This window comes from Streptomyces sp. ITFR-16 (assembly GCF_031844705.1).
GTDB lineage: Bacteria > Actinomycetota > Actinomycetes > Streptomycetales > Streptomycetaceae > Streptomyces.
Genome location: NZ_CP134609.1, coordinates 1,278,723 through 1,301,869, shown reverse-complemented (window position 1 = coordinate 1,301,869; position 23,147 = coordinate 1,278,723). Strand labels below are relative to the sequence as shown.

Annotated in this window: 18 protein-coding genes and 1 pseudogene; 7 read left to right on the top strand and 12 right to left on the bottom strand. The window is 68.5% G+C overall.

From position 1 onward, the window contains the following. Positions 1–65: 65 nt before the first annotated feature. Positions 66–524 (bottom strand): MarR family winged helix-turn-helix transcriptional regulator, encoded by a 459-nt coding sequence (locus RLT58_RS05795; protein ID WP_311309304.1) that lies wholly within the window; start codon positions 522–524, stop codon positions 66–68. Positions 525–598: 74 nt separating this feature from the next. Between RLT58_RS05795 and RLT58_RS05790 the strand changes: the two genes are divergently transcribed. Both RLT58_RS05790 and RLT58_RS05785 read left to right on the top strand, forming a co-directional pair. Beyond that, positions 599–967 carry a VOC family protein gene (locus tag RLT58_RS05790; protein ID WP_311309303.1) on the top strand — a complete coding sequence of 123 codons (369 nt, stop codon included), beginning with the start codon at positions 599–601 and terminating at the stop codon, positions 965–967. Positions 968–1,553: 586 nt separating this feature from the next. Next, entirely contained in the window at positions 1,554–3,947 is a 2,394-nt protein-coding gene (locus tag RLT58_RS05785) for a DUF4832 domain-containing protein (RefSeq protein WP_311309302.1), read from the top strand. A 46-nt stretch (positions 3,948–3,993) separates the two neighbouring features. On the opposite strand, the gene RLT58_RS05780 is transcribed toward RLT58_RS05785, so the two are convergent. Continuing rightward, positions 3,994–5,178, bottom strand: a complete 1,185-nt coding sequence (locus RLT58_RS05780) for an ROK family protein (protein WP_311309301.1) — start codon at positions 5,176–5,178, stop codon at positions 3,994–3,996. A 282-nt stretch (positions 5,179–5,460) separates the two neighbouring features. Here RLT58_RS05780 and RLT58_RS05775 point away from each other — a divergent pair, with 282 nt between their 5' ends. The 4 genes from RLT58_RS05775 (at position 5,461) to RLT58_RS05760 (ending at position 10,207) form a co-directional block, all read left to right on the top strand. After that, on the top strand, positions 5,461–6,333 hold the full coding sequence (locus RLT58_RS05775) for a carbohydrate ABC transporter permease (RefSeq protein WP_311309300.1): 873 nt from the start codon (positions 5,461–5,463) through the stop codon (positions 6,331–6,333). A 16-nt stretch (positions 6,334–6,349) separates the two neighbouring features. Next, positions 6,350–7,234 carry a carbohydrate ABC transporter permease gene (locus RLT58_RS05770; RefSeq protein ID WP_311309299.1) on the top strand — a complete coding sequence of 295 codons (885 nt, stop codon included), beginning with the start codon at positions 6,350–6,352 and terminating at the stop codon, positions 7,232–7,234. Between the two features lie 51 nt (positions 7,235–7,285). Beyond that, on the top strand, positions 7,286–8,638 hold the full coding sequence (locus tag RLT58_RS05765; protein ID WP_311309298.1) for an ABC transporter substrate-binding protein: 1,353 nt from the start codon (positions 7,286–7,288) through the stop codon (positions 8,636–8,638). Positions 8,639–8,725: 87 nt separating this feature from the next. Further along, complete coding sequence (locus RLT58_RS05760) at positions 8,726–10,207, top strand: glycoside hydrolase family 36 protein (RefSeq protein ID WP_311309297.1); 1,482 nt, start codon at positions 8,726–8,728, stop codon at positions 10,205–10,207. A gap of 801 nt (positions 10,208–11,008) precedes the next feature. On the opposite strand, the gene RLT58_RS05755 is transcribed toward RLT58_RS05760, so the two are convergent. The 6 genes from RLT58_RS05755 to RLT58_RS05730 all read right to left on the bottom strand — a co-directional run bounded on the left by RLT58_RS05755 (position 11,009) and on the right by RLT58_RS05730 (position 17,536). Next, on the bottom strand, positions 11,009–11,830 hold the full coding sequence (locus RLT58_RS05755) for an SDR family NAD(P)-dependent oxidoreductase (RefSeq protein ID WP_311309296.1): 822 nt from the start codon (positions 11,828–11,830) through the stop codon (positions 11,009–11,011). After that, positions 11,820–13,499, bottom strand: a complete 1,680-nt coding sequence (locus tag RLT58_RS05750; RefSeq protein ID WP_311309295.1) for an acyl-CoA dehydrogenase family protein — start codon at positions 13,497–13,499, stop codon at positions 11,820–11,822. Before RLT58_RS05750 ends, RLT58_RS05755 begins: the two co-directional genes overlap by 11 nt. Before the next feature lie 261 nt (positions 13,500–13,760). Then, the gene (locus tag RLT58_RS05745) at positions 13,761–14,972 is read right to left on the bottom strand and encodes a beta-ketoacyl-[acyl-carrier-protein] synthase family protein (protein ID WP_399131832.1); all 1,212 of its coding nucleotides are present in this window, start codon (positions 14,970–14,972) and stop codon (positions 13,761–13,763) included. Positions 14,973–15,010: 38 nt separating this feature from the next. After that, a complete protein-coding gene (locus RLT58_RS05740) occupies positions 15,011–15,244 on the bottom strand; it encodes an acyl carrier protein (protein ID WP_311309293.1) in 234 nt (77 codons plus the stop codon). Positions 15,245–16,514: 1,270 nt separating this feature from the next. After that, positions 16,515–16,805, bottom strand: a complete 291-nt coding sequence (locus RLT58_RS05735; protein WP_311309292.1) for a putative quinol monooxygenase — start codon at positions 16,803–16,805, stop codon at positions 16,515–16,517. A gap of 38 nt (positions 16,806–16,843) precedes the next feature. Continuing rightward, positions 16,844–17,536 carry an alpha/beta hydrolase gene (locus tag RLT58_RS05730; protein ID WP_311309291.1) on the bottom strand — a complete coding sequence of 231 codons (693 nt, stop codon included), beginning with the start codon at positions 17,534–17,536 and terminating at the stop codon, positions 16,844–16,846. Positions 17,537–17,780: 244 nt separating this feature from the next. Here RLT58_RS05730 and RLT58_RS05725 point away from each other — a divergent pair, with 244 nt between their 5' ends. Continuing rightward, positions 17,781–18,626, top strand: coding sequence for a CPBP family intramembrane glutamic endopeptidase (locus tag RLT58_RS05725; RefSeq protein ID WP_311309290.1), 846 nt, complete (start codon positions 17,781–17,783; stop codon positions 18,624–18,626). Between the two features lie 209 nt (positions 18,627–18,835). Here RLT58_RS05725 and RLT58_RS05720 read toward each other — a convergent pair. The 4 genes and pseudogenes from RLT58_RS05720 to RLT58_RS05705 form a co-directional block, all read right to left on the bottom strand. Beyond that, positions 18,836–20,108, bottom strand: a pseudogene (locus RLT58_RS05720) (ISAzo13 family transposase); the annotation flags it as partial. Between the two features lie 189 nt (positions 20,109–20,297). Next, complete coding sequence (locus tag RLT58_RS05715) at positions 20,298–20,678, bottom strand: transposase (protein ID WP_311309289.1); 381 nt, start codon at positions 20,676–20,678, stop codon at positions 20,298–20,300. Positions 20,679–21,419: 741 nt separating this feature from the next. Beyond that, the gene (locus tag RLT58_RS05710) at positions 21,420–21,797 is read right to left on the bottom strand and encodes a nuclear transport factor 2 family protein (RefSeq protein ID WP_311309288.1); all 378 of its coding nucleotides are present in this window, start codon (positions 21,795–21,797) and stop codon (positions 21,420–21,422) included. 283 nt (positions 21,798–22,080) lie between these two features. Then, a complete protein-coding gene (locus RLT58_RS05705) occupies positions 22,081–23,136 on the bottom strand; it encodes a ricin-type beta-trefoil lectin domain protein (RefSeq protein WP_311309287.1) in 1,056 nt (351 codons plus the stop codon). Positions 23,137–23,147: the final 11 nt, after the last annotated feature.

The following is a 23,147-nucleotide window of genomic DNA, read 5'->3' as shown; positions in this document are numbered from 1 at the left end:
ACTCAATGAGATTAACGGGCACCGAGGTGTCCGGGGCGCACGACGCCGAGGGCCCCGGCGGCCGGCTACGCGCCGGCGTTCTCGTCCCGCAGGGAGTGGATCATGCTCTGCAGGACCCGGAACGCGGCCGACTGCTCGGTCCCGGTCAGACCGGCCAGCATCCTGACCTCGACGGACCGGACCGCTGCGGACGCCTTCTCGAGCCTCTGGCGCCCGCGTGGTGTGAGGCGCGCGGGAAGAACCTTCCCGACGGCCGCCTCCGCCGGCCTGGTCACGTAGCCCTCTTGTTCCATGCTCTTGAGCAGCACGTTCATCGACTGCCGTGTCACGAACGCGCCGCGTGCGAGCTCGGAGTTCGACAGGCCCGGCCGTTGGGCCAGCAGTTCGAGGCAGGAGTAGTGCGTGATGCTCATCCCGAGGGGTCGCAGCACCTCCTCCATGGCTGTGCGCAGGGCGCTCGAAGCCTCTTTCAGCAGGTAGCCCAGTGATTTGTCCAGGTCCACCCCGGCGCCGTTTTGGCTCATGTCAGCATTCTGACATAAGATGGTTCGTGTCAGTAATCTGACACGATGGGAACGCGAAAAGAAGGAGCATCACCATGCCCGCCACCGGCCCCGACTTCATCTCGCTCCAGGTGCGCGACCTCGACACGTCGCAGGCGTTCTACGAGCAGTACCTCGGCCTCGTCCGCTCGCAGGCCGGACCTCCGCACGCCGTCGTCTTCGAGACGAAGCCGATCGCGTTCGCCCTGCGCGACATCGTTCCCGGCACGGATCTCGCATCCGTCGCCCAGCCCGGCATCGGTACCGCGATCTGGCTCCACGCCACCGACGTCCAGGCCATCCACGACGCACTCGTCGCCGACGGCCGCACCATCGTCTCCGCACCGATCGACGGCCCCTTCGGCCGGACATTCACCTTCGCCGACCCCGACGGCTACCGGATCACGCTCCACGACCGCGCCTGATCCGAGCGCGGTGCGCTGCCGGGGGGCATCGCCGGAAGGGCGGACACTGCCGACGGCCGGCTTCTCGCCCCGCCGGAGCCGCGAGGGCGATGATGCTGTCCGGCCGGTGGCCGCCTCTCGGCTCCCCGCCGCAGGTGATCGGGTGCGGCTCGGGCCTCTCGGTGTCGCCCTGTACCTCGTCGGTCGGAAACTCGCTCTCGCCCGGGGTGGCGCCCCTGGTGTGCCGGCCGATCCGGTCCGCCCGCACGGCGGACGGGACCTCCGGCTGCGGCGTGGTGGTGAGGCCGTGCCTGCCGGCACCCTTTACTTACATTGCCAAGTTGCGTATATATAACGCCGATGCCGCTCCCAACCGGCTCCGGGCCGCGCGCCGAGCCCTGTGGCGAATCGTCACAACGCTCCAACTGCCTTGGTGAAAAGCGTGTTTGGGCAGTCTGGTGGACCGAGGCGGGGGAGTGGCGCACAGCTTCACGGTTCCGCATCACGCCCGACAGCCGGGCCTGAGCGATGGCGCGGCGGGGGTCGAAGGCACCCTTCGCCGCACGCCCGACCACCCGCACCCGGCTCCTAGTCCGCGGAGGTATCTGTGAGAGTTCGTCGCCGGTCGGCGGTGCTGCTGTTCCTGGCAGCGCTGCTGACCATCAGCCCACTGTCGGCGGCTGCCGCCCCGTCCGGCCCGCCACCGCGACCACCCGCGTCGGACCCGGTGGACTCCAGCCTCACCAAGCACGCCTACACCTACTCCGACGCGCCCCTGGGGCAGCCGATGAAGGGGATCGCGCCCTACCTCTTCCCCGGCGACAACTACGCCGACAAGTACCCCGGCGGTCTGCTGTGGAGCTACTTCGCCCTCAACGAGGTGATGAAGGACCCCTCCGACTGCGACAGCTTCGACTGGACCATCTTCGAGATGGCGCTGGACGAGGCTGCGGTCTGGGGCCGGCAACTGGCCTTCCGCTTCTACGTCGAGTATCCCGGCGGCACCGGCACGCACCCGGGCAACGGCATACCGCCCTGCCTGAACGGCAAGGTCGCCATGCGCAGCAATCCCGCGTGGGGGACGGTCAGTCCGGACTACGACGACCCGGACACCGTCGAGGCGTTCACCAACTTCTTCGACGCCTTCGCCGCCCGGTACGACCACAGCGGCCCCGGCGGTACTGCCGACCCGCGCATCGGATTCATGACGGCCGGGCTGGTCGGTCTCTGGGGAGAGTGGCACACCTGGCCCTACGACGCGGACCAGGCCGACGGCTACCCCAACCTGATGCCGAGCGACGCGACGGTCTCGACCCTGGTCCACCACATGTCCGACGCCTTCGACAACATCCAGCCGGAGATCCGCTACGGCGACCTGGCCGGCGTCGAAGCCGCTTCGAACGTCGGCCTGCACGACGACTCCTGGGCGTACAAGGAGGACCGTGCCGGCACGCTGAAGGGCATGACGCTGCCGAAGTCCCTCGGCGGCGCGGACGACGCCTTCCTTCAGCGCGCGCTCGACGGCGGCGTCGAGAACCGCTGGACGACCGCCTCGATCGGCGGTGAGTCCCGCCCCGAGATCCAGGGGCAGCTGTACGCGAACTGGCCCGGCGGCACCGGGCAGGTGGACGACGTCCTGGCGTCCACCGAGCTCTCCCACGTCAGCTGGATGATCAACCAGACCGGCGCCACCGGCTACAGCACCACCGACCCCAAGGTCTCGGCGGGCATGCGGAAGATGGGCTACAACCTGCATGTCCCACAGGCCAACTTCAACGCCTCGGCCAACGGGTCCTTCAAGGTGGGCGTCACCCTGCAGAACGACGGCGTGGCCCCCTTCTACCAGCCCTGGACCGTTCAGCTGGGTCTGCGCAACGCGGCCGGCGACCTGGTCAAGACCTGGGACACGCCCTGGGACATACGCAAGGTGAAGCCGCTGAAGGTCCGGGCCTTCCCGGACTGGAACGTGGGCGCCGACCCGGCCTACCTCGATTACGGCCGACCGGAGAACTTCTCCGCCACCGTCGACGCCTCGGGGGTGGCCTCGGGCGACTACAAGCTCGTCATGCGGGTGCACAACCCGCTGGACGCCGTCACTCCCGAGGTGCTCAAGGCGCGCCCGGCCGCCACGCGACTGAGCGACGACGTCATCGGCCACTACCGCGCTCCCTACCCGCTGTCGTTCGCCAACAGCACTCAGGGCGCCGACGGCTGGCTGGACCTGGGCGGCCTCGCCGTCGCCGGCGGTGGCGTCGGGGGTGACACGACGGCGCCGACCGCTCCGACGGTCACCTCCACCGGCCGCACCGACTCGAGTGTGGCCCTGTCGTGGTCCGGGGCGACGGACGATGTCGGCGTCACGGGATACGACGTCTACCGGGATGCCACGAAGATCGCTTCGGTGACGGGGACGACGTACGACGACACCGGGCTGACAGCGGGCACCGCCTACACGTACACGGTGCGCGCCAAGGACGCGGCCGGGAACACCTCACCGGCCGGCGCCCCGCTCACGGTCACCACCAGCGGGGGCGGCGGTGGAACCGGGCTGCTGGTGGACGACTTCGACAACAACCCCGCCTGGCCCGGCGCCGCCTCCAACGACCTGGGCAGGTGGACCGGCGCCAACGGGTTCACCAACGGGGGTGGTTCGGGTGCGGTCTCCGGCGGAGCGCTGACGCTGGCGTACGACAACAACGGCTGGTTCGGCACCGATGTGTACACGAGCGTGTCCACGCTGAACCATCTCGTCGTCCGCGCCAAGGGGCTCCGGGGCGGTGAGGAGAACGACTTCGAGCTCTCCGCCGGCGGGGTCACCAAGAGGTTCAAGGACCTTGTCCTCGACGGCGGTGCCCATCCGGTCCTCACCACCGGCTACCAGGACTTCAGGATCCCGCTGACCGCCAACGGGATCAGCCGCACCGAGCCGGCCCAGCTCAGTCTGAGCTTCTGGCACGGCGGTTCCAGCAGCCTGAGCATCGACAGCATCTCCTTCGAGTAACCGGCCACCGCGCGGCGCCTCACCTCTGCGCGAGGGAGGTGAGGCGTCAGCGCGCCATGATCGCCGCGCCGGCTTCGGGGAAGGCTTCGCCCTGCTCGACGGTGCGCTGCAACTGGGCGTCGATGTGGCGCCAGGTGATCTGGATGCCGCCGAGCGCCACCGCGTCGCCGCCGAGCGTCGAGACCGCCACACGGGGCACCAGCGGGCACAGCCGCGTCAGGTTCTCACGTACGAGATCCACGTAGAGGTCGGCGGAGTGCGAGCTGCCGCCGCCGAGCACGACCAGTTCCGGATCGACGGCCAGGGTCATCGCCGCGATGCCCAGGGACAGGGCTTCGGCGAAGGCGGCCACCGAGGACAGCGCGGCCGGGTCGCCGTTCCGGGCCGCGTTGAACATTTCCAGTCTCGCGAGGTGCCCGGTCGCTGCCGCCCGGCCGGGGTAGTCCGTCTCCAGCTCACGCCAGCGCAGCTGGGGCAGTTCGCCGATCAGGCCGGTGCCGCCGCGGTGGCCGCGGAAGAGCTCGCCGCCCGCGATGATGCCCGCTCCGGTCCGGTTGCCGCACAGGATGTAGACCATGTCCTGCACGCCCTGAGCCGCTCCGAGACGGTGCTCGGCGATCGTGCCCAGCGCGCAGTCACCCTCGACGAGAACCGAGCAGGCGAAGTCGTCCGCGAACGCGGCCGCCAGGTCGAGCCCGATCCAGCCCGGCATGCCGCTGCCGCCGAAGTGCCGCACGATGCCCTCCGACACGACGCCGGGCGAGCCGACCGCGACCGCCCACAGGTCCTCGGCGGCCACCCCGGCGGCCCCCAGCACCGCAGCCATCACCTTCCGTGCCAGGCGCAGCCGCTCGACGGCCGGAGCGTTCTCGTCGACGGACAGATCCTGGCTGGCCAGCGGCGTTCCCAGGAGGTCGGCGACGATGGCGTGGATGTGGTGCGCCCCGATGTCCACCGACAGCATGCGGCCCGCGCCGCCGTCGAACCGGTAGCTGCTGGCCGGGCGTCCCATGACAGGGCGGTCGCCGCGGTCGTCCGGGGCCAGCGTGGCCACCCATCCGAGCTGCTGGAGGTCGCTGAGGACCGCCTCGGTCGCCGTGCGCGAGAGCCCGGTGGTGTTGACCAGACGGGTGATCGTGGCAGGGCCCCGGCGCAGTTCGCGGAGCAGGGCGAGTGAGTTGATCCGCCTCAGCAGCGAGCGGCTCCCCGCGACACCCGACGCGACTGACATTGTCTGCTCCCTTGACACCGGATGTGGCCTGCCTTTCACTTACATCGCCAAGTTGAGAATGTATCTGGGAAGCCTATTGCATGCCGGCTCAACCGGGCGCACCCCATCCCAGTTCACCACGGGCCGGACGCGCGGCGCCCGAGGTTCGGGATCTGCTCCGCCACGCGATCGAGGAAGGCACGCCGCATGACAACGCTTCGCGCAGCCACGGAGGACAGGAGCGTCGCGCCGGCCGTTCGCCGCCACGCGTGGCGGCCCGTCCCGCCCCGCAGGCGCTCCAGCATGACCCGCCAGGGGCGCACCGCCGCACTGTTCCTCGCACCGGCCCTGCTCGGCTTCGCGCTCTTCTACGTCTATCCCGCCGTCCGCGGCGCCTACCTCTCCCTGACCGACTACAACCCGATCTCTCCCCGCCCGGCCGATTTCGTGGGTCTGGACAACTACCGGCACCTGTGGAACGACGCGCTCTTCTGGAAGTCCCTGCGGGTCACGGGCGAGTACGTGTTCCTCAACATCGTGTCGCAGACGATTCTGGCCCTGCTGCTCGCGGCGATGATGGCCCGGCTCACCCGGTCGGTCGTCCTGCGCGCCACTCTCCTGATCCCGTGGCTGATCCCCAATGTCACGGTCGGCCTCACCTGGTTCTGGCTGCTCGACGCCAATCTCGGCTTCGCCAACCACCTGCTGGGCTTCGTCGGCATCTCCCCCCAGGGCTTCCTCTCCGACCCCGATCAGGCGATGCCGGCCATCGCCGGGATCAACACATGGGCGTACACGGGGTACACGGCGCTCCTGCTCTACGCCGGGATGCTGCAGATCTCCAGGCAGGTGTACGAAGCCGCCGCCATCGACGGGCTCGGTGAGATCCGGCTGTTCTTCCACATCACCTTGCCGTTGCTGCGTCCGGTCCTGGCGCTGGTCCTCGTGGTCTCGCTGATCGGATCGTTCCAGATCTTCGACACCATCGCCGTCACCACCAAGGGCGGACCGGTCAACGCCACGCAGGCCATCTACTACTACATCTACCAACAGGCTTTCAGCTACCTGCACATGGGCTACGCCAGTGCCATGGCCATGACGCTCGTGCTGATCCTGGGCGCCCTGACCTTCCTCCAGCTGCGCCTGCTGCGGGCCTCCAGCTCCGACCTGGCCTGAGACGAGGCGAACGTACATGCACAAGACCTGGCGCAATCCCGGCAGAATGGCAGCCTGGGCCTTCCTGGGGGCCGTCGTCGCGGCCACCCTGTTCCCCTTCTACTGGATGATCCGCACGGCCCTCACCCCGGCCAAGGAACTCTTCGGTGACAGCACCTCGCTGATCCCCGGCTCGCTGACCACCGTGAACTTCGAGCGGATCCTCGGGCTCACCACTGACGCGGAGACGATCACCGCCGGCGGCACGGCCGCGCATCTCGACTTCCTTCTCTACCTCCGCAACTCGCTGATCTACAGCGTCACCATCGCGGTGGCCCAGACACTCTTCTGCGCGGCGGCGGGCTACGCCCTGTCCCGGCTCAGGTTCCGGGGCCGGCAGACCGTCTTCGCCCTGGTCATCTCCGCCCTCATGGTGCCGCCCATCTTCACCCTGCTCCCCAACTTCGTCCTGGTGAAGTCCCTGGACTGGCTCAACACCTGGCAGGGGATCCTCGCCCCGATGCTCCTGATGACGCCCTTCGCCGTCTTCTTCCTGCGCCAGTTCTTCCTCTCCATACCCCGTGAGATCGAGGAAGCGGCCTACCTGGACGGCGCCGGCGTATGGCGCCAGTTCACCCGGATCATCCTGCCCATGAACAAGGGGCCTCTGCTGACCATCGGGCTGATCACCGCGGTCAACGCCTGGAAGGACTACCTCTGGCCGGTGCTGGTCGGCAAGGAGGAGAACATCCGGCTGATGACAGCCGCGATCGGCATCCTCCAGCAGTCGGGCCCCAACACCTCGCCCGACTGGACCGGCCTGATGGCCGCCTCGGTCCTCACCGTCATCCCGGTCCTGCTCCTTCTTCTCCTCTTCGGCCGGCGCCTCGTCGAGTCGATCAGCTTCACCGGCGTGAAGTAATCCGTCCTTCCTCTCCACGTAGCCGTATCTCTCGCAGAGAAGAGCCTCCCCATGCACCTTCGCATCCGTACCATGCTGGCCTGCGCGGTCCTGGCAGGCGGCCTCACCGCCTGCGCGGACAGTTCCGCCGGTGACGACAGCGGCCCGGTCACCCTCAACTACGCGCTGTGGGACGACCGTCAGCTGCCCGCCTACAAGGAGTGCGCCGACGCCTTCACCAAGGCCAACCCGGACATCAGGATCAAAATCTCGCAGACGGCCTGGGCCGAGTACTGGACCAACCTCACCACCGGCCTCGCCTCCGGGACCGCACCGGACGTGTTCACCGACCACGTCGGCTACTACCCGAAGTTCGTCAAGAGCGAGCAGCTCCTGGACCTGCAACCGTACGTGGACAAGGACGGGATCGACCTCGGCCAGTACCAGAAGGGCCTGCCGGAGCTGTGGGTCAAGGACGGCAAGAGATTCGGCCTGCCCAAGGACTACGACACCATCGCCCTGGTCTACAACGCCGACATGCTCAAGAAGGCCGGGGTCGACCCGGCCTCGCTCGACAAGCTGGACTGGAACCCCCAGGACGGCGGCTCCTTCGAGAAGCTCATCGCCAGGCTCTCCGTCGACAGGAACGGCCGCAACGGCCTCGACCCCGACTTCGACAGGAACAACGTCGAGGTCTACGGCTACCAGCCGGACTACGACTCGGGCGGCGCCCCCGGACAGAGCAGCTTCGGCAACTTCGCCGCGTCCACAGGATTCACCTTCACCGACAGGAACCCCTTCGGAACGAAGTTCCACTACGACGACCCGAGGTTCGCCGCCACCATCGATTGGATGGCCTCGCTCGCCGGCAAGGGCTACGCCCCCGAGCTGAACAAGTCCTCGACCATCGGCACCGACGCCGTGCTGAACGGCGGCAAGGCGGCTCTCGGCATCACCGGCTCGTGGAACATCAACACCTACCTCGGCCCCACCGCCAAGCAGAAGTTCGCCTTCGCCCAGCTGCCGACCGGACCCGCAGGCCGCAAGAGCATGATCAACGGCCTGTCCGACGCGATCTACACCGGCACCGACCACCCCGACCAGGCGTGGCAGTGGGTGAAGTACCTAGGCTCCACCGACTGCCAGGACCTGGTCGCGAAGAAGGCCGTGGTCTTCCCCGCCATCTCGAGCTCCGCCAAGAAGGCCCTGGCCGCCCACCAGGAGGCGGGACGGGACGTCACGGCCTTCACCCAGCAGGCCGCCGACTCCCGCAGCCTCTTCAACTGGCCCGTCACCGACCACGGTGACGAGATAGCCACCGCCGTGAAGGACGCCGTCTACAGCGTCTACCTCGGAAAGAACTCGGCCTCCGCGGCCATGTCCGGTCTCCAGAAGCAGGTGGACGGCCTCCTCGCCCAGGACTGACACCCACTCCGGCGCCTCGCCATGCGACGCACCGGGTGATCCCCGTGCTCCGCGCGTACCCCGACCACCCCTGAACCAAGGAGCTCCATGCCGGACATCATCGAACTGGGCCCCCACCGCCTGGCCGTCCACCACGCCCAGGGGACACCGGAGGCAGTCAACGGCGGAGTCGTTCTGCCCCCGGGCCGGGTAGCCCTGCTGCACGGACTGGGCGCATGCGACTTCTACCGGCACGGCTGGAATTCATGGTCGCCGACCGGCTGGCGCAACCTGGCCGAACCACCCCTGCGCATCACCGACCCGATCCGCCGGCTCACCGCGGACGACACGGCCTGGCACGAGGAGCACCGCCACCACTCCTCCGCGGTCGCGGCTCTCGACGCGGGCGGGGGCGAGGTCCTGCTCCTCGGTTCGCTGGGCCTGGGCAACCCGCGCCTGGCCGCCGACCGCGACACCCTGTCCGGCTGGTACGAGCACGGCGCGGCACCCTGGTTCGCCGCCATCGGCCCCGAGGCCGAAGTCTTCCGCCGCTACAGCGAACTGCTCGCCAAACGGCTCGGCGGCCGGCGGACCCCGCCCCGCCGCCACAACATCTGGTCCAGCTGGTACTCGTACTACGAGGACATCGACGAGCGCACCCTGCTCGCCGAACTGCCGGCCATCGCGGAGCTGCCTTTCGAGGTCGTCCAGTTCGACGACGGCTGGGAGGAGATGGTCGGCGACTGGCAGCCCAACAGCAAGTTCCCGTCGGGCATGCGCCACCTCGCCGAGGCGGTCGAGGACGCCGGCATGACACCGGGCCTGTGGATCTCCCCCTTCATCGCGCTGCCGCAGTCGAAGATCGTCCAGGACCGGCCCGAGCTGTTCCTGCGTGACGCCGACGGAGGTCTCGCCGTCACCGGCTACAACTGGAACACCGGCTACCACGCACTCGACCTCACTCTGCCCGCCGCGCGGGACCACCTGCGCGAGACCATCACCACGGTCACCCAGGACTGGGGCTACCGGTATCTCAAGCTCGACTTCGTCTACGCCGCCGCGGCTCCCGCCGAACGTGCCGAGGGCATCGGACGGGAGGAGGTCTACCGCAACGGCCTCGCCGTCGTCCGCGAAGCCGCCGGGGACGATGCCTACCTGCTGGGCAGCGGAGCGCTCCCGCTGCCCTCGCTCGGGCTGCTCGACGCCATTCGCGTGGGCCCCGATGTCGGCCCGGCCTGGACCTACCACGGTCTCAGCGACCCCTCCGACGCCGCCGCGCGCAACGCGGTCGCCGTGTCCGCCAGCCGCTTCTGGCTCGACGAGCTCTACGACATCGATCCCGACGTCGCCTTCTTCCGTACCCGGCAATGTCTCCTGACGGACGAGCAGCGGAGCGTCATCGCGGACCTCGCCGCCACCTGCCGGTTCCGTGCCGTCTCCGATCCGCCGTCCTGGCTCAGCGACAGCGAACGCACCGCACTCGACACCTTTCTGCACAGCGCGCCCGACGTGCAGTGGCTGTCCCGCAACCGGGCCCGCATCGGCGACCGCACGGTCGAATTCCCGACGGAGCTCCCGGCGCTGCGCTGAGCCGGCCCCGGCGGTGTGACATCCGGTGACAGATGAGAGGGTCGGGCGGGTGAGTGAGACGACGACCGAAACCCTGCAGTACCGCTTCGACGGCCCCGAAGACGCCCCCGTCCTGGTGATCGGCCCCTCCCTCGGGACCACCTGGCACAGGTTGTAGAAAGCGTCCAGGGGCGGCTTCGCCAGTCGAGGGCAGGCGCGAAATAGCAGGTCAGAGGGTTTTTGGTCTGCGGGGGTCTGACCCGTTGGTGAATGCTGCGTGATATGCGAGTGATACGACCGGGCGCCATCGAGGTCTGCCCTGGCGAATACCCTGGACGGATCTGTGGGACGGCGAAGCCGCACGGGAGTACTCCGGTGCGGCTTAGCTGTGAGGTCGAACTTGTGGGCGCGGAGGATGCGCCCCCCCTCACGCAGTCTGTTCCTGCGTCGCTCGTAGGAACGAGAGATTTGCGAGGGCAGTCGCTTGGCGCTCGTGCTGGGGTGAGTGCGAGGAGGAGGCCCCGCTGAGGGAAGCTGAGGCGCCGGCTACAGACGGTGGCAGGGAACGCCATCGCGTACAGCGGAGCGGGCATCCCCGGGGGGCTTCCTGTATCTCCGGCCCCAGAGGGAGGTGCAACGGGGGGCAGGTATGGGACTCATGGAGAAATGAATCCAACGGGGCGAAGAGTGGTCCGAACGCTGTTCCTGAACCACTCCTCCGGGCGCGGCAGCACCGACGTGACACGTGCCGGCCACGCCACCAGGAAGGGGCGGATTCCAGGTGTCTCTGCCCCCGCCCCGGGTGTGCGGCCGCAACACCGGTCAGCGCTGCGGGTCCTCGCTGCGGGGTGGGCTTTCGTGGATGAGGTCACTGGTGGTGATGTAGCGGCCGCTCAGGCTGTCGTGTCGGCCTGTGGCTATGGCAGCGGCGCCGCGGGTCGCGTCGGTGAGGGGGACGGTGCGGCCCTGGCTCACCTGCTGGGCGAACCAGGCGGCGTGGAGGCGGCGCCAGCGGTCCGGGGAGTTCCTTTCCTGGAGGGCGGCCGCGGTGAGGCCCGTGGTGATGATGCCGGGGTGGAAGGCGAAGACTCTGATGGGGTCGAGGGCAAGTTCGCGGTCGAGCGTTCCGCAGAGGTTGATCCCGGCGGCTTTCGCCGCGGCGTAGGCGCCGGCGTAGGGCCAGCCGTGGACGCCGGCGGCGCTGCTGATGTGGAGGAGGCGTCCGCCGCCTGATGTCCGGAGGATCGGCAGGGCGGCAGCCAGGGTGGTCAGTGTGGTGCGTGTATTCGTGCTGAAGCCTTCCCACCACTCCTCGACGGAGGTCGCCGACAGGGGGCCGGTGGGGCCGGCGACGCCGGCGTTGTCGACGACGCAGTCCAGTCCGTTCCATGCGTCGGCGGCGGTGTGCAGCGCGGTGCCGAGTGCGGCTTCGTCGGTGGCGTCGCCGGGCAGTTCGAGGACTTCTCCACCGATACGCCGCAGGTGCTTCGCGGCTTCCGACAAGCGCTGAGGGTTACGGCCGTTGAGCGCGACTTTGATGCCGGAGCGGACGAACTCCTCGGCCAGGGCGCGCCCGAAGCCGCCGGCGGCGCCGGTGATCAGCACTCGGGACGTCGGAGGAGGTGTCCGGGATTCAGTGTCCATGGCGGCTCCGGTGGGTGTGCAGGTAGTGGGTGTGCAGGTAGTCCTGTACGAAGCTGGGTGAGGCGGCGGGCACGTCCAGCAGGGGGTGGGGGATGCCGAACGCATCGACCAGTATCGGGAGGTGGGTGTGCAGCTGATCGCGGCAGCGGTCGGTCCGGTGGTCGAGGAGGACCAGGTGTTCTGGGGCGATGAGACCGTCCCGGAGGGTGGCGGCGGCGTCGCGGCGCAGGTCGCGCAGGGCGTGGACCTCGCCGAGGCAGGCGATCAGCTTCCGTGCCTCGGCATCGTCGGTCTGCTGTTGGGCGGCGAGGAGTTCGTCCAGCGCGATTCGGTGAGCGTGCCGGTCTGCCAGCCGGAGGAAGCGAGCGGAGCAGGTGTTCCAGACGTCCAGTATCTGGGTGTGCGTGCGGCGTGCCGCGGCCAGACCGCGGTGACAGGCGCGCAGCGCCTGCTCTTCCCGTGCCGCTGCCAGCGCGGCCCATGCGGGGAGGTCTCCCTCGGGCGGGAGCGGGTGAGCGGTCGGGGACCGTAATGCGGCTTCGTCGTGCCGGTGGACCATTTCGCGTGCCGCTGCCAGGGCGATGACGGTGTTGTCGCCTTCCGCGGTCATGCAGCCGCGGTTGACGGCGAGGTAGAGGGGGATGCGGTTGACGGCGAACATTCCGTGGGCGCCGCAGAGCCCTTGCACGGCGGTCAGTACCTGGTGGCAGAGGCTGGTGACCAGGTACTTGGTCATGGTGTAGCGGTGCGCCTCGGCCGGTGTGGGGACCACGTGCCGGCGCGCCGCCGCACGTACGGCTGTTGCCATACCGGCCGAGGCGACGTAGGAGGCGGTGTAGACGTCGGCCGTTGCGTCGATGAGGGCGGAGTAGTGGACGCGGTGCTCGATGAGGGGGACCCGTGCCGCTCCGGCGCCCGCGGAGTGGCGGTGCTCGGCGAAGCGGGTCGCGATGGTCACGGCGGCGCGGGCCATGGCCGCGCTGACCGCGCTGAGCCCGACCTTGCCGATGCCGACCCTTGCTACGGAGCGGGCGAACGCGGCGGGCCGGTCGATCGGCAGGATCTCGCCCGCCCTCAGGGCATCGCGTATATGGCCGTCGCCGTCCAAGAGCGCTCCGAGCGGGACCCTGGCGTCACGGAACCGGGTGAGCGCGTTGTCCGTCGGCATCCCGGGCTTGTCGGGAAGAGGTGTGACCCGCACTCCTGGGGCCGGCTCGTCCACGGTGCCCAGGTGGCAGACGAAGGCGTGGACTCCATGATCCTGAGGGCCGGACCGGAGGCGGGCGAGGACCACCGCGATCTTCGGCAGCTCACGGAGGGCGTTGTTCGACATGAACTTGACCGCTCCGTCGTCGGGGGTGTTGAGCACGAACTCTCGCCGTTGCGAGTCGTAGTGGGCCTCGGTGCGCAGCCGCGCGAGGTCGCTTCCCCAGACTGCCTCGGTGGCGAGGAACGCACCGGTGGCGCGGCCCGCTTCCAGGTCCCCCAGTGCCTGGTCCGCCTCCCGTGACGAGCCGAGTTGGAGGAGGCTGCCCAGACACAGGTTGAGATGCGCGGCCAGGAGCGCGGCGAGGGAGGGATCGACCACGGCCGCCCACTCCTCCAGAGCGAAGTACCGGCGCGGGTCGGTCACACAGGACCGGTCCACGCCGACAGTGGACCGCAGCATTTCCAGCAGCCTGTAGCTCCGCTCGGCCGATCCCTCGCCGTCGCGGTCGAGCGGGTCGATGGGGCGTGGAACGGGGATTTCCTGGGGGCGGGGGCCGTCTGGGGCTATGGGTTCTGGACGGTAGGGCCCCCTGAACAGCCCTGCGCGGTTGCCTGTGAGGGTGCGGTGCAGGTTTTCGGATGTGCGTGAGGTGGAGTTCACTGTTTCTCCTGCCGGCCGGAAGAGGGGTACGGCCGGAAACGGGGCCGTACTGGTGGTCGTCTACAGTCTGCGGAAAGCGAGGACCACGTTGTGCCCGCCGAAGCCGAATGAGTTGCTCAGGGCGAGGCGGACCGGGTGGCGGCGGGGGCGGCTCATCACCACGTCGATGTCGATGCCTTCGGACACCTGGCGAAGGTTGGCGCAGGGTGGGACGAGCGCCTCTTCGAGGGTCCGGACGGTGAGAACCGCCTCGACCGCTCCCGCCGCCCCCAGGAGATGTCCGGTGACGCCTTTGGTGGAGGTGACCACGGGCCTTGGCCCGAGTACATGGGAGATCACCGCGCTCTCCATCGCGTCGTTCAGCGGGGTGCTGGTGCCGTGCGCGTTGACGTGATCGACCTCGTCGGCCCCGGCGCCGGCGTCCTCCAGGGCTGCCTGGATCGCGCGGACGGCGCCCGCCCCCTGAGGGTCCGGGGCCACCGGGTGATGGGCGTCGGAGGTGGCACCGTACCCCGCCAGCAGTGCCCGTCCCCGGTGTCCTCGCGCGGTGGCGTCCTCGGCCCGCTCCAGAACGACCATGCCGGCGCCCTCGCCCATGACGAAGCCGTCCCGCTCACGGTCGAAGGGCCGGGACGCCTCCCGTGGCGCTTCGGTACGCTGCGAGAGAGCCCCCAGGCGGGCGAAGGCACTGGTGATCAGGGGGGTGACGCATGCCTCGGTGGCGCCCGCGAGGGCGATGTCGCAGCGTCCCGCGCGCAGGAGGTCCGCCGCGATCGTGATCGCGGTGGCACCGGAGGCGCATGCCGTACTCGTTTGCAGGCACGGCCCTCGGGCGCCGAAGACGATCGAGAGCTGGCCGGCGACCAGGTTCGGCATGTAGCGCGGCAGGAGAGACGCGGAGAGCTGTTGGACACCACCGCCGAGGAATCGTTTGTGCTGGTCCTCCAGCGTGCGGGCACCGCCCAGGGACGTACCGATGATCACGGCGACGCGCTCCGCCGGCCAGGCGCTTGGGTCGAGCCTGGAGTCGGCGATGGCCTCCCCGGCCGCGGCGGTGGCGAAGACCGTGAACGGGTCGAGCCGTTCCGGTGCCGGCAGCCGTAGGCCCGGCAGCGCCGCGCGCAGGTCGAAGGGCGGTACCCGGCAGGAGAAGTCCACCGGGAGCCCGGCCAGTTCGGGGTCGGTGCGAGCCGTCGACCGCCCTGCGCAGACCCTTTCCCAGATGGCCTGGACCCCCAGACCGGCCGGGGAGACCACACCGGTCCCAGTGATCCACACCGGTGTTCGATCCCCAGGCGTCGGCCGCGCGGTCACGCCGTCCTCTCTTCGGCGAGCGAGGCCAGTGCCGCCAACGTCGTCGAGGGGGTCACCTCGTCGTCCGTCAGCTCCGTCCCGAGGGACTCCCGGAGTGTCTCGGCGAACTCCAGCCGGGCCAGGGAATCCAGATCAAGGTCCCCCAGCACCGCTTCAGGGGTGATGCGATCGGGCGGGACGCTGAATTTCTCGACGAGGACACCGACGATCAGCTCATAGCTCATGGACATGCTGAAGTTCCTTATGTGTGGGGGGACGGCGGCCGGAAGGGCGTCACGGCTCCCGGGGCACGACAGCGAGCCGAACGGATCGCCGCGTCTCCCGGCTTCTCACGGGAACGGCGAGGGCGAGAAGCGCACTCGAAGAGGCGGTAATTAGTTGAAGCCGCTACGACTCATCTCTTCCCGTCCTTCTTTCCGTAAAAACGGCAAGGCGGGAGCACAAGGGCGCGCCAGGGAGCGAACGAGTCCTTCACCGACAGGTTGTGCCGGACGCAAGAGACACGTGAGCCCTCTGTCCTAGCGTGTGGCTCCGACCGGCACTCTTTCCGAGGCCCCCACAGCGTCTGATGGAGAGCTGCCCACGAACAAGGCCCTCGCGCTTGTCGTGCTCGGTGCGATGTGGAGCCTTCACCGAAGCCCGCAAGGGCGGGCCGGCCTCCGCGACCTTCAGGAGGAGTGTGCCGGAGCGGGACGGCGGCCTCGGCACCGGGCCCGGAGCGGAAGGTTTCGTGGCCTTTCCGTGGATGCCCTCGTCTTCTGCCCGTTTCCGAGCGACGTGACAGGTTCTTCCTGGCCCTGTGCTCCGGGCTCGCCCTTCTCGCCTTGGGGTCCGGTGGCGCCGGTGTCGCCCTTCGGGCCCGCCGGCCCCTGAGCGCCCTTGTCGCCCTTCGGCCCGGGCGGGCCCGGCTTCGGCTTCGGGGCGTCGCACGGCTCCACGGTGCCGCTGGTGGAGAGGTAGCGGCCGCTCATCCAGCCGTTGCTGACCTTGAACCATTGGTCGTTCCCCTGTACGACCTGCCCGCGGGTGCTGCACCGCACCGACACACGAGCGCCAGAGGCGTAAAGACGCAGCGATTTGGATGCCGCTGTGGGCCGCTCCCGGAGATGCTGACCGGTCCGGGAGACCACCTGCCCGGTGGCGGCGGCTGCGGCTCCGACCGCCTGCACCGCGCGGGCCGAGACCGGCGCGGCGGAGGCCACCGATGGGCAGAGCGACACCGCGACCCCCATCGACAACGCGCTGAAGGCATACCGAGGGAGAGCGGAACTCTTTCCAGGTGCTGAGAAATCACCTTTCCTGGACGGGATCGAGTAATCGTCGCAGAAGGGATATTCGTTTAATCTGCTTTTCGATCGAAGATCGACGTGTGTCCCCCGCATGGCCGCCGCCTCTTCGTGTGAGTGAGCTCGAAACTCGCGGCTCCTCGTCCGTCGCCGGATCGGGTCCTGCTCGTCCGGGGCATCTGTTGTGTGCCCCGGACGGCCGGTCGCGGCGGCCTCAGGTGGGGATCTCGGTGTAGTGGTGTTCCTCGTAGTTCAACTTCAGGTAGCCGTTGACGGTGTCGTTGAAGTGGATCCAGTGCGGGGTCCGGCCGTGCGCGTCCAGCTGTTCCTGCGACTCCCAGTGCTCGATGAGGGTGTAGTCGTAGGGGTCGTGGGCGTTGCGCCATAGCTGGTACAGATGACAGCCGTCCTCTCTGTTGGACTCCACCACCATGTGGTTCAGCAATTTCAGGAACTCCGCTTCGTGCTCCTGGGACACGTCGAAGAACACGTTCAGAATGATCATCAGGCTGACTCTCCTTCGGTCGTCCGGTGTCCGGCCGGTCAGCCGGCCGTGTTCGCGGCTTCTTCGATGAGGTCGCTCACCGGGCCCGGCCGGGAGGCGAGGGAAGCGTGGCCGGTGTCGAGCTCGATGGTCCGGCGAGGGTTCATGCGCTCAGCCATGCGCCGCTGGTTGTCCGGGTGGATCATGCGGTCGTCCGTGGAGACCTGGTACCAGGACGGCTTCGTACGCCACGCCGGAGCGGTGATGCTGTCGCCGAACGCTGCCGCCAAGGGGGCCTTCTGGGTGATGCTCATGACCAGTGCCTCGTCGGCGGGCAAATCCTGGGCGAAGCTCTCGTGGAATTTGTCCTGCTTGATCCACAGGTAACCGTCGGAGTCCGGGGCAAGGTTCTCGAACGCTGCTGGAGGGTTGTTCTGACTGATCTGTCCGGGGTTCTCGCCGGAGTCCGGGGCGAACGCGGCGATGTAGACGAGAGCGGTGACATGAGGCAGATCGCCCGCCTCGGTGATGACCGCTCCTCCGTACGAGTGCCCCACCAGGACGACCGGACCGTCGATCTGCCGGAGCATCTTGCGGGTTCGGTCCACGTCGTCCGCGAGCGAGGTCAGCGGGTTGTCCACCGCGTGCAAGGAACCGAACCCACGCCGGTGGAGTTCGGTGATGACCTTGCCCCAGTGGGCCGCACCACCCCAAAACCCATGGACCAGCACGACAGCGGGCATCTCAGCCATGGAAGACTCCCCTTCCGGAACAACCCCCTTTCTCAACCACAACGCACTTCCGTCGATCTCGCACCCTTGAGGATCTCCCCTGGAGCTGTGGGGTCTGTCAAAAGATCGACTCGCAGTCCCGCTCATGGAGACCGTCCACGAACGTCGTCGCTGTTGTGGACGCGCAGATGGAGCAGCGCGGTTGTGCGGATGCCCCGGTCGGAAACGACGATGGTGGGGCGTGTCACGACCGAGGAGGTTGCGGATGTCAGCGAACACCCTGGTCCGGGAATCTGAGCAGGCGCGACGGCCCGTTGGCCCGGTTCTTTCGGTCTTGGTGGCCGCGGTGTGCCTGGGGGCTGGCCAGGCCATCGGCTGGTTCGTACTGAAAGGCACTGGCTACGACGCAGGCTCGAACGCCGGCTTGATCACAAGCTGCCTGGCTGCCTTCGTGCCGACGCTGATCCTGATCGGCCTGTGGGTCACAGCAGTCGAGCGCAGGCAGTTGTGGACACTGGGCTTCAGGGCGAGAAGGCCGGTCTGGAAGATACTTCTGGGCGCGGGGACGGCGCTGGCCTTCCTCATCCTGCTCAACATCGTGGGCAGCATCGTGGGGCGGGGTGGCGGGGGTGACGACGGTACGGAACTTCCTGCCCTGGGGGTGGGGCTGGTGCTCCTGGCCGCCTTCGCGGTTCAGGCATCCACGGAGGAGGTCGTCTTCCGGGGGTTCCTCCTGCCCAGGTTCACGGCCCGGTGGGGGATGACCGTGGGGGTGCTGGGCAGCTCGGCCCTCTTCGCAGCCGCGCATATGATCAACCTACGCGCCCCGTTGACTTACATCGCGATGACGTTCCTGCTGGGAGTCGCGTTCGGTCTGTGGGCCCTCGCGGACGGGGCGTTGTGGCGGACGTGCGCGTTCCATACGGTGTGGAACTGGCTGCCCAGCCTGCTCGACGGCTCCGGTGACGGTACAGCGGCAGACTTCACCACGGGCACCACTGTCGCGACCTTCGCTGTTCTCGCGCTCGTCGTACTGGGTGCGCTGTGGAGCTTCCGCCGCAGTCGGCCGGAGGGGACCGGCCTCCAGGACCTCCAGAGGGAGCGTGCCTGAGCGGAGAAACGCCTTCGCTCAGGGTGTTCCCGGCCATTCGCCGGGAGGTGCCTTGTTCTTCGCGGTTCTTCGCGCACACGTGGCGTGATGGGCGGGCCATCAGCTGGGTCACCGACAATCCGGGCGACCGCAACGGTCCGCCAGAGAATCCGGCGCACCGTCACGAAAGATCGAGGTTGCGGACCCGCAGAGAATCGACATGCTGAAGTGGCTCCGGTGAGGGTGCTGCCGTTGACTTTGAAGGGCTGGGCGAGCAGTTCTGGGGCACCGAGCTTGCGCAGGTAGAGCACGGTGGCCAGCACCCTGTCGGCGCAGGCCGGCCTGTCCTTGGCCCCTGCGCCGCGCGCACGGGTGCGATCGCCTCCTCGCCGCTGGAACCGGCTCTGCTCGCGTAACGCGTCCAAGTTCTACGAGTTGGTCGATGAGTTCGTCCAGTGCCGGTTCGGGCATATCGGTCGGCTCCGGGTTTCGCAGACATCCCTTGGAGGGGCGTGGTGACGGGCAGTCGGCTGACCGCGGCTTCTTGGCTTCGCTGGTCGTGTCGCGGGGTTGGGCGAGGAGGGTGCAGTTCCCAGTCGCCGTGGAAGCGATGGCGGTGCATGAGCAGGGCGTCGATGTCGCTGCCGGTGACCTTGATGCCGGTGTCGTAGGTGCCGGGGTCCAGTTCGGCGTGGACTGCGAGTACGGTGCGGGTGATGGTTGCCGCGATGCTGTTCACAATGACGTCGTGGCTGGTCAGCGGTCGACCGTGCCGGTTCCTGGAGATGTGGGAGAACAGCCGGTGCTCGATCTTGTTCCATTTGAGGTGCCCGGAAGCGTGTGGCAGACCGTGATATCCAGGCCCGTCTCTGCGGCGGGGGCTGCGAGTTCGGTCTTCCAGGCGCGGGTGCGGTAGGCGTGGGAGCCGCCCGCATCCGCAGTGATCAGCAAACGCGGGTGGCGGCCGGATGATCGTGCAGGGCTCGGGCCTGCCGCCGGCGGCGGATGGAGGTGACAGCGAACTTCTTCGTGTCCACACTGATCACCGGCCGGCCGGGGCCCATGTGCTGTCTGGCCTGCTCCTTGATGTAGCGGAACTGGGCGCCACGGTCCGGGTGCTGCTTGCCTTCGATCGTCCTGGAACCGGCCTGCAGACTGAAGCCTTCCTCATGCAGCAGGTCGGCGACCGTGTCCGCGCCTGCCCGGTGCCCCTGACAGGCCAGCTCGGCCGCCAGACTTCCGGTCGGCTTCACTGTCCACCGCAGCGGCGATATCGGATCGCCTCGCTCGCCGGGTTCCACCAGCGCCCGCAGCGCGGACCGCAGTCCCGGATCAAGCTCCACGGCCTTCTACCAGCCGCCGCCAGGTCTGCGCACCCGGCCCAACGGCTCTTCGCCGGCCTCCAACTCGTCCGCCCTTGCGGACCGTCGTCTCGCTGACCTGGGCCGCCCGCGCGATCGCCCGAATATCAGGATGTCCCAGGACCCGGGCCTCGGCCCCCATCAACAGCCACCGCTGCCGCTCGTCCAGGTGCGGGAACAACACCCCGAACTGCACAGTGAGTTGACCACGTACCTCATTCGAGAAATCCCTACCAGACCAATGAGTCGACCAGGGCGAGGGTCTGAGTGACGTCGTTGACGTTGGCCGCGGTCGTGATGACCTTGAGCGGGGTACCGCGTCCGTCGCGGATCAGGTGGTGCTCGCTGCCCGTCTTCCGCCGGTCGACCGGCGACGGACCGGTGTCGGCGCCCCCTTTTTCGCGCGGATGTGGGAACCGTCCACACACGCACGCGACCAGTCGAGTTCGCCGGCCGCGTTCAGCTCGGAGAGCGGGACCCGACGCAACTGGTCGAAGACTCCCGCTTCCTGCCACCGCTCCAGCCGGCGCCAGCACGTCTGCCCCGAGCCGAAACCCAGCTCCAGCGGCAGCAGTTGCCAGGCTATGTCGTTGTACAGGACGAACAGGATGCCCTGGAGGCAGAGCCGGTCCGACACCGGCCTCGGCCCCGGAGACCGCTCCGGCCACGGCGGCAGCAACGGCTCGACCAGAGCCCACAACTCATCGTCCACGATCCACGGTCGGGTACCCACACCCTCACGAACGGCCGAATCATCACACCGGTAACGGCCTACCAGGACGATTCAGCAAGATCGTGTTACGAGCTCCAAGGGCTGTCCCGCAATTCCTGGCGGGCGCACGACGACAGCTACGGCACCTCGCCGCGTTGTCGAAACGCCAGAATGCGTCCAGTATGTACTCCGTGCGCGAAGATGCGCTGATTCGCTTTACGGGCCGCTGAGGTCAGGTTCGAACGGAGGACGAGCACGCCGAGAGCAACGAGCAGCCAGGTCCCGACGCCGACCCGGACGAGCCAGAAGACCCATGATGTGCCGCAGGCGCACTCGCCGAACGGCATCCCGATCCAGTCATGCCCCTTGGGGCTCGGGATCACGCCCCAGGTCAGATGTCCGAACCCTGGGGGAGAGAGGGGAGCGCACCCACAATGCCGTCGCGTAGTGGAGATCGATCTTGCCGAAACCGTCTGAGTCCTCCCGCTCCGTGAATTCCTCGACGGGCTTCGGTTGCGGTGCCTCCCGCCGCCGCACGAGATCCATGACCGGGTGCGTTCGGCGGCGTGCTCCAACACCGCAGCCTGACCAACCGCGAACTTACACAGCCACAGCGCATCATCGGTCCGCTCGCGGCCAAGCGCGGACGACCGAAGCGCTGTGAAGATGATCTCGGCTGGGCAGACCCGGAGCCCCGAACGGAGCCGGTTGAGGAGAAGGACGGCGCCAGAGGAGAATGACTCAGGAGGCGGACGGATCGATCTCCCCCGCGAAGACGATGACCTGGTCGATGAGGCTCCGCCGCAGATGGACGACGTCCGTTCCCGCCAGGCGGGGGCCTCCATCCGGCGTCGTGAAGACCCACTGGTACCGGGCCCACTCGTCCGGCATGTCCACCGCCGAACAGCGCACCATCGTGCCGGTCCCTGCGGGGTGGCGCCGGATGTCCAGCACGAACCGCTCGACCGCCTCGATCCCCTCACTGCGGCCCAACGGTCCCCAGAAGACCACGTCCGAGGTTAGGGCCTGGGAGAGCAGCGCAGTCACACAGCTGTCGTCCGAGGCGTTGAACGCGGAGATGAACGTGTCGATCGCTGACCGCGCGGTTTCTTCCTGCATGCACCAGTAATACCAGTCGCCTCGCGGACCGCGCTCGTCCCGTGAGCCGTCTCCCGACCACGGTGAACCATCCCGGTCACAGCACTAGCTGGTGCTCACTGCTGCCTCGCGAGTGTTCGGCGCGCCGGAATCCTTGTGCTGTGGGGCCGGGTGCAGGGCGGCCACGGTGACGCCGATGCCTTGGGCCTCCTTGTACGATGCGTCATCGCAGCACTGCACGGACACTTTGGGATGCCCCCGCTCCGATCTAGATCCATGGGCGGGCTCACGGCCGTCGGGCGACTCAGCGCGTGCTCCACTTCTGGTTGTCCTGACCGTTGCAGTCCCAGAGCTGGAGGCGGGCGCCGCCCCCAGTCCTCGCGTCTTTGACGTCCACGCACTTGTCGGCCTGGGGGTTGACCAGGTCGTTGCTGGCATTGAGCACGAACTGCTGGGCCGGGTTGCCGCTGCACCATGCGATCTGAATGACTGCGCCGTTGTCGTGCGAGCCCCATGCCACGTCCATGCAGAGGCCCATCGAGCGGATTGTGCCGTCCGGGCGGAAGTCCCATTTCTGCCAATTGGTTCCCGTGCAGTCGGCGATCTGGAGCGGGGAGCCGTCCGCCCCCTTGTGGCCCACCATCTCGATGCAGCGGTTGGAGGCGTGGCCGTAAACCATGGCTCCCGGCGCCGTCGTCACCGTCGTGGGGGTCGTGGGCGTCTTCCTCTTCGACGGCTTCGGCTTCGTCGGGGGCTCCTCCGTACTCTTCGCCACCGGCGCACCTGTCACCGCGGCCCTCGCCTTCGGGTTGCCCTTCCCACCGTCTTCCTTGCCCTCGCTCGCGGACGGTGACGGAGACGACGGCTCCGGGGCTGCCGAAGTGTAGGCGCCGGGGCCCACGCCACTGCCCGAGCTGTTCAGCACCGTACCCGCGTCGGCCACTGTGCCCGATGCTCCGTCGTTCCCCGAATCCTGTCTGTTCAGCATCCCCGACACCAGGAACGGCACCCCGATCAGCAACGTCCCCGCGATCGCCGCGCCGGCCAACAGGCCGCGGGACGGTCGGCTGAAGGGGCGCGAGGCCGTGGACTTGGCAGTGCCGGCCGCAGAGGCATCGGTCTCGGCTGCCTCCGCTTCTGCTTCCGCCTGAGTCTGTGCTTCAGTCTCAGTCTCCGCCGTGGCCGTGGCCGTGGCCGTCGGCTGGGTGTCCGGCGCCGACGTGTCAGATGTCCCCGGCTCGGGCGTGCCCACCGTGGCGGCTGCTGCCTCTGCAACCGGCGTCTCCGGCTTCGGGGCGATCGGCGTCGTCGCCGACTCGGCTGCCGCGGCCTGGTGCTGTGGGTCGTTCGTGCCGGACATGGTCTTCCTTC

Coding starts and splice junctions, on each gene's coding strand:
- RLT58_RS05750 (WP_311309295.1), bottom strand. CDS start 13,499: ATGCTGCGGTCCACTGTCGGCGTGGACCGGTCCTGTGTGACCGACCCG.
- RLT58_RS05705 (WP_311309287.1), bottom strand. CDS start 23,136: ATGTCCGGCACGAACGACCCACAGCACCAGGCCGCGGCAGCCGAGTCG.
- RLT58_RS05730 (WP_311309291.1), bottom strand. CDS start 17,536: ATGGCTGAGATGCCCGCTGTCGTGCTGGTCCATGGGTTTTGGGGTGGT.
- RLT58_RS05790 (WP_311309303.1), top strand. CDS start 599: ATGCCCGCCACCGGCCCCGACTTCATCTCGCTCCAGGTGCGCGACCTC.
- RLT58_RS05725 (WP_311309290.1), top strand. CDS start 17,781: ATGTCAGCGAACACCCTGGTCCGGGAATCTGAGCAGGCGCGACGGCCC.
- RLT58_RS05775 (WP_311309300.1), top strand. CDS start 5,461: ATGACCCGCCAGGGGCGCACCGCCGCACTGTTCCTCGCACCGGCCCTG.
- RLT58_RS05740 (WP_311309293.1), bottom strand. CDS start 15,244: ATGTCCATGAGCTATGAGCTGATCGTCGGTGTCCTCGTCGAGAAATTC.
- RLT58_RS05735 (WP_311309292.1), bottom strand. CDS start 16,805: ATGATCATTCTGAACGTGTTCTTCGACGTGTCCCAGGAGCACGAAGCG.
- RLT58_RS05765 (WP_311309298.1), top strand. CDS start 7,286: ATGCACCTTCGCATCCGTACCATGCTGGCCTGCGCGGTCCTGGCAGGC.
- RLT58_RS05795 (WP_311309304.1), bottom strand. CDS start 524: ATGAGCCAAAACGGCGCCGGGGTGGACCTGGACAAATCACTGGGCTAC.
- RLT58_RS05780 (WP_311309301.1), bottom strand. CDS start 5,178: ATGTCAGTCGCGTCGGGTGTCGCGGGGAGCCGCTCGCTGCTGAGGCGG.
- RLT58_RS05755 (WP_311309296.1), bottom strand. CDS start 11,830: ATGGACACTGAATCCCGGACACCTCCTCCGACGTCCCGAGTGCTGATC.
- RLT58_RS05760 (WP_311309297.1), top strand. CDS start 8,726: ATGCCGGACATCATCGAACTGGGCCCCCACCGCCTGGCCGTCCACCAC.
- RLT58_RS05710 (WP_311309288.1), bottom strand. CDS start 21,797: ATGCAGGAAGAAACCGCGCGGTCAGCGATCGACACGTTCATCTCCGCG.
- RLT58_RS05770 (WP_311309299.1), top strand. CDS start 6,350: ATGCACAAGACCTGGCGCAATCCCGGCAGAATGGCAGCCTGGGCCTTC.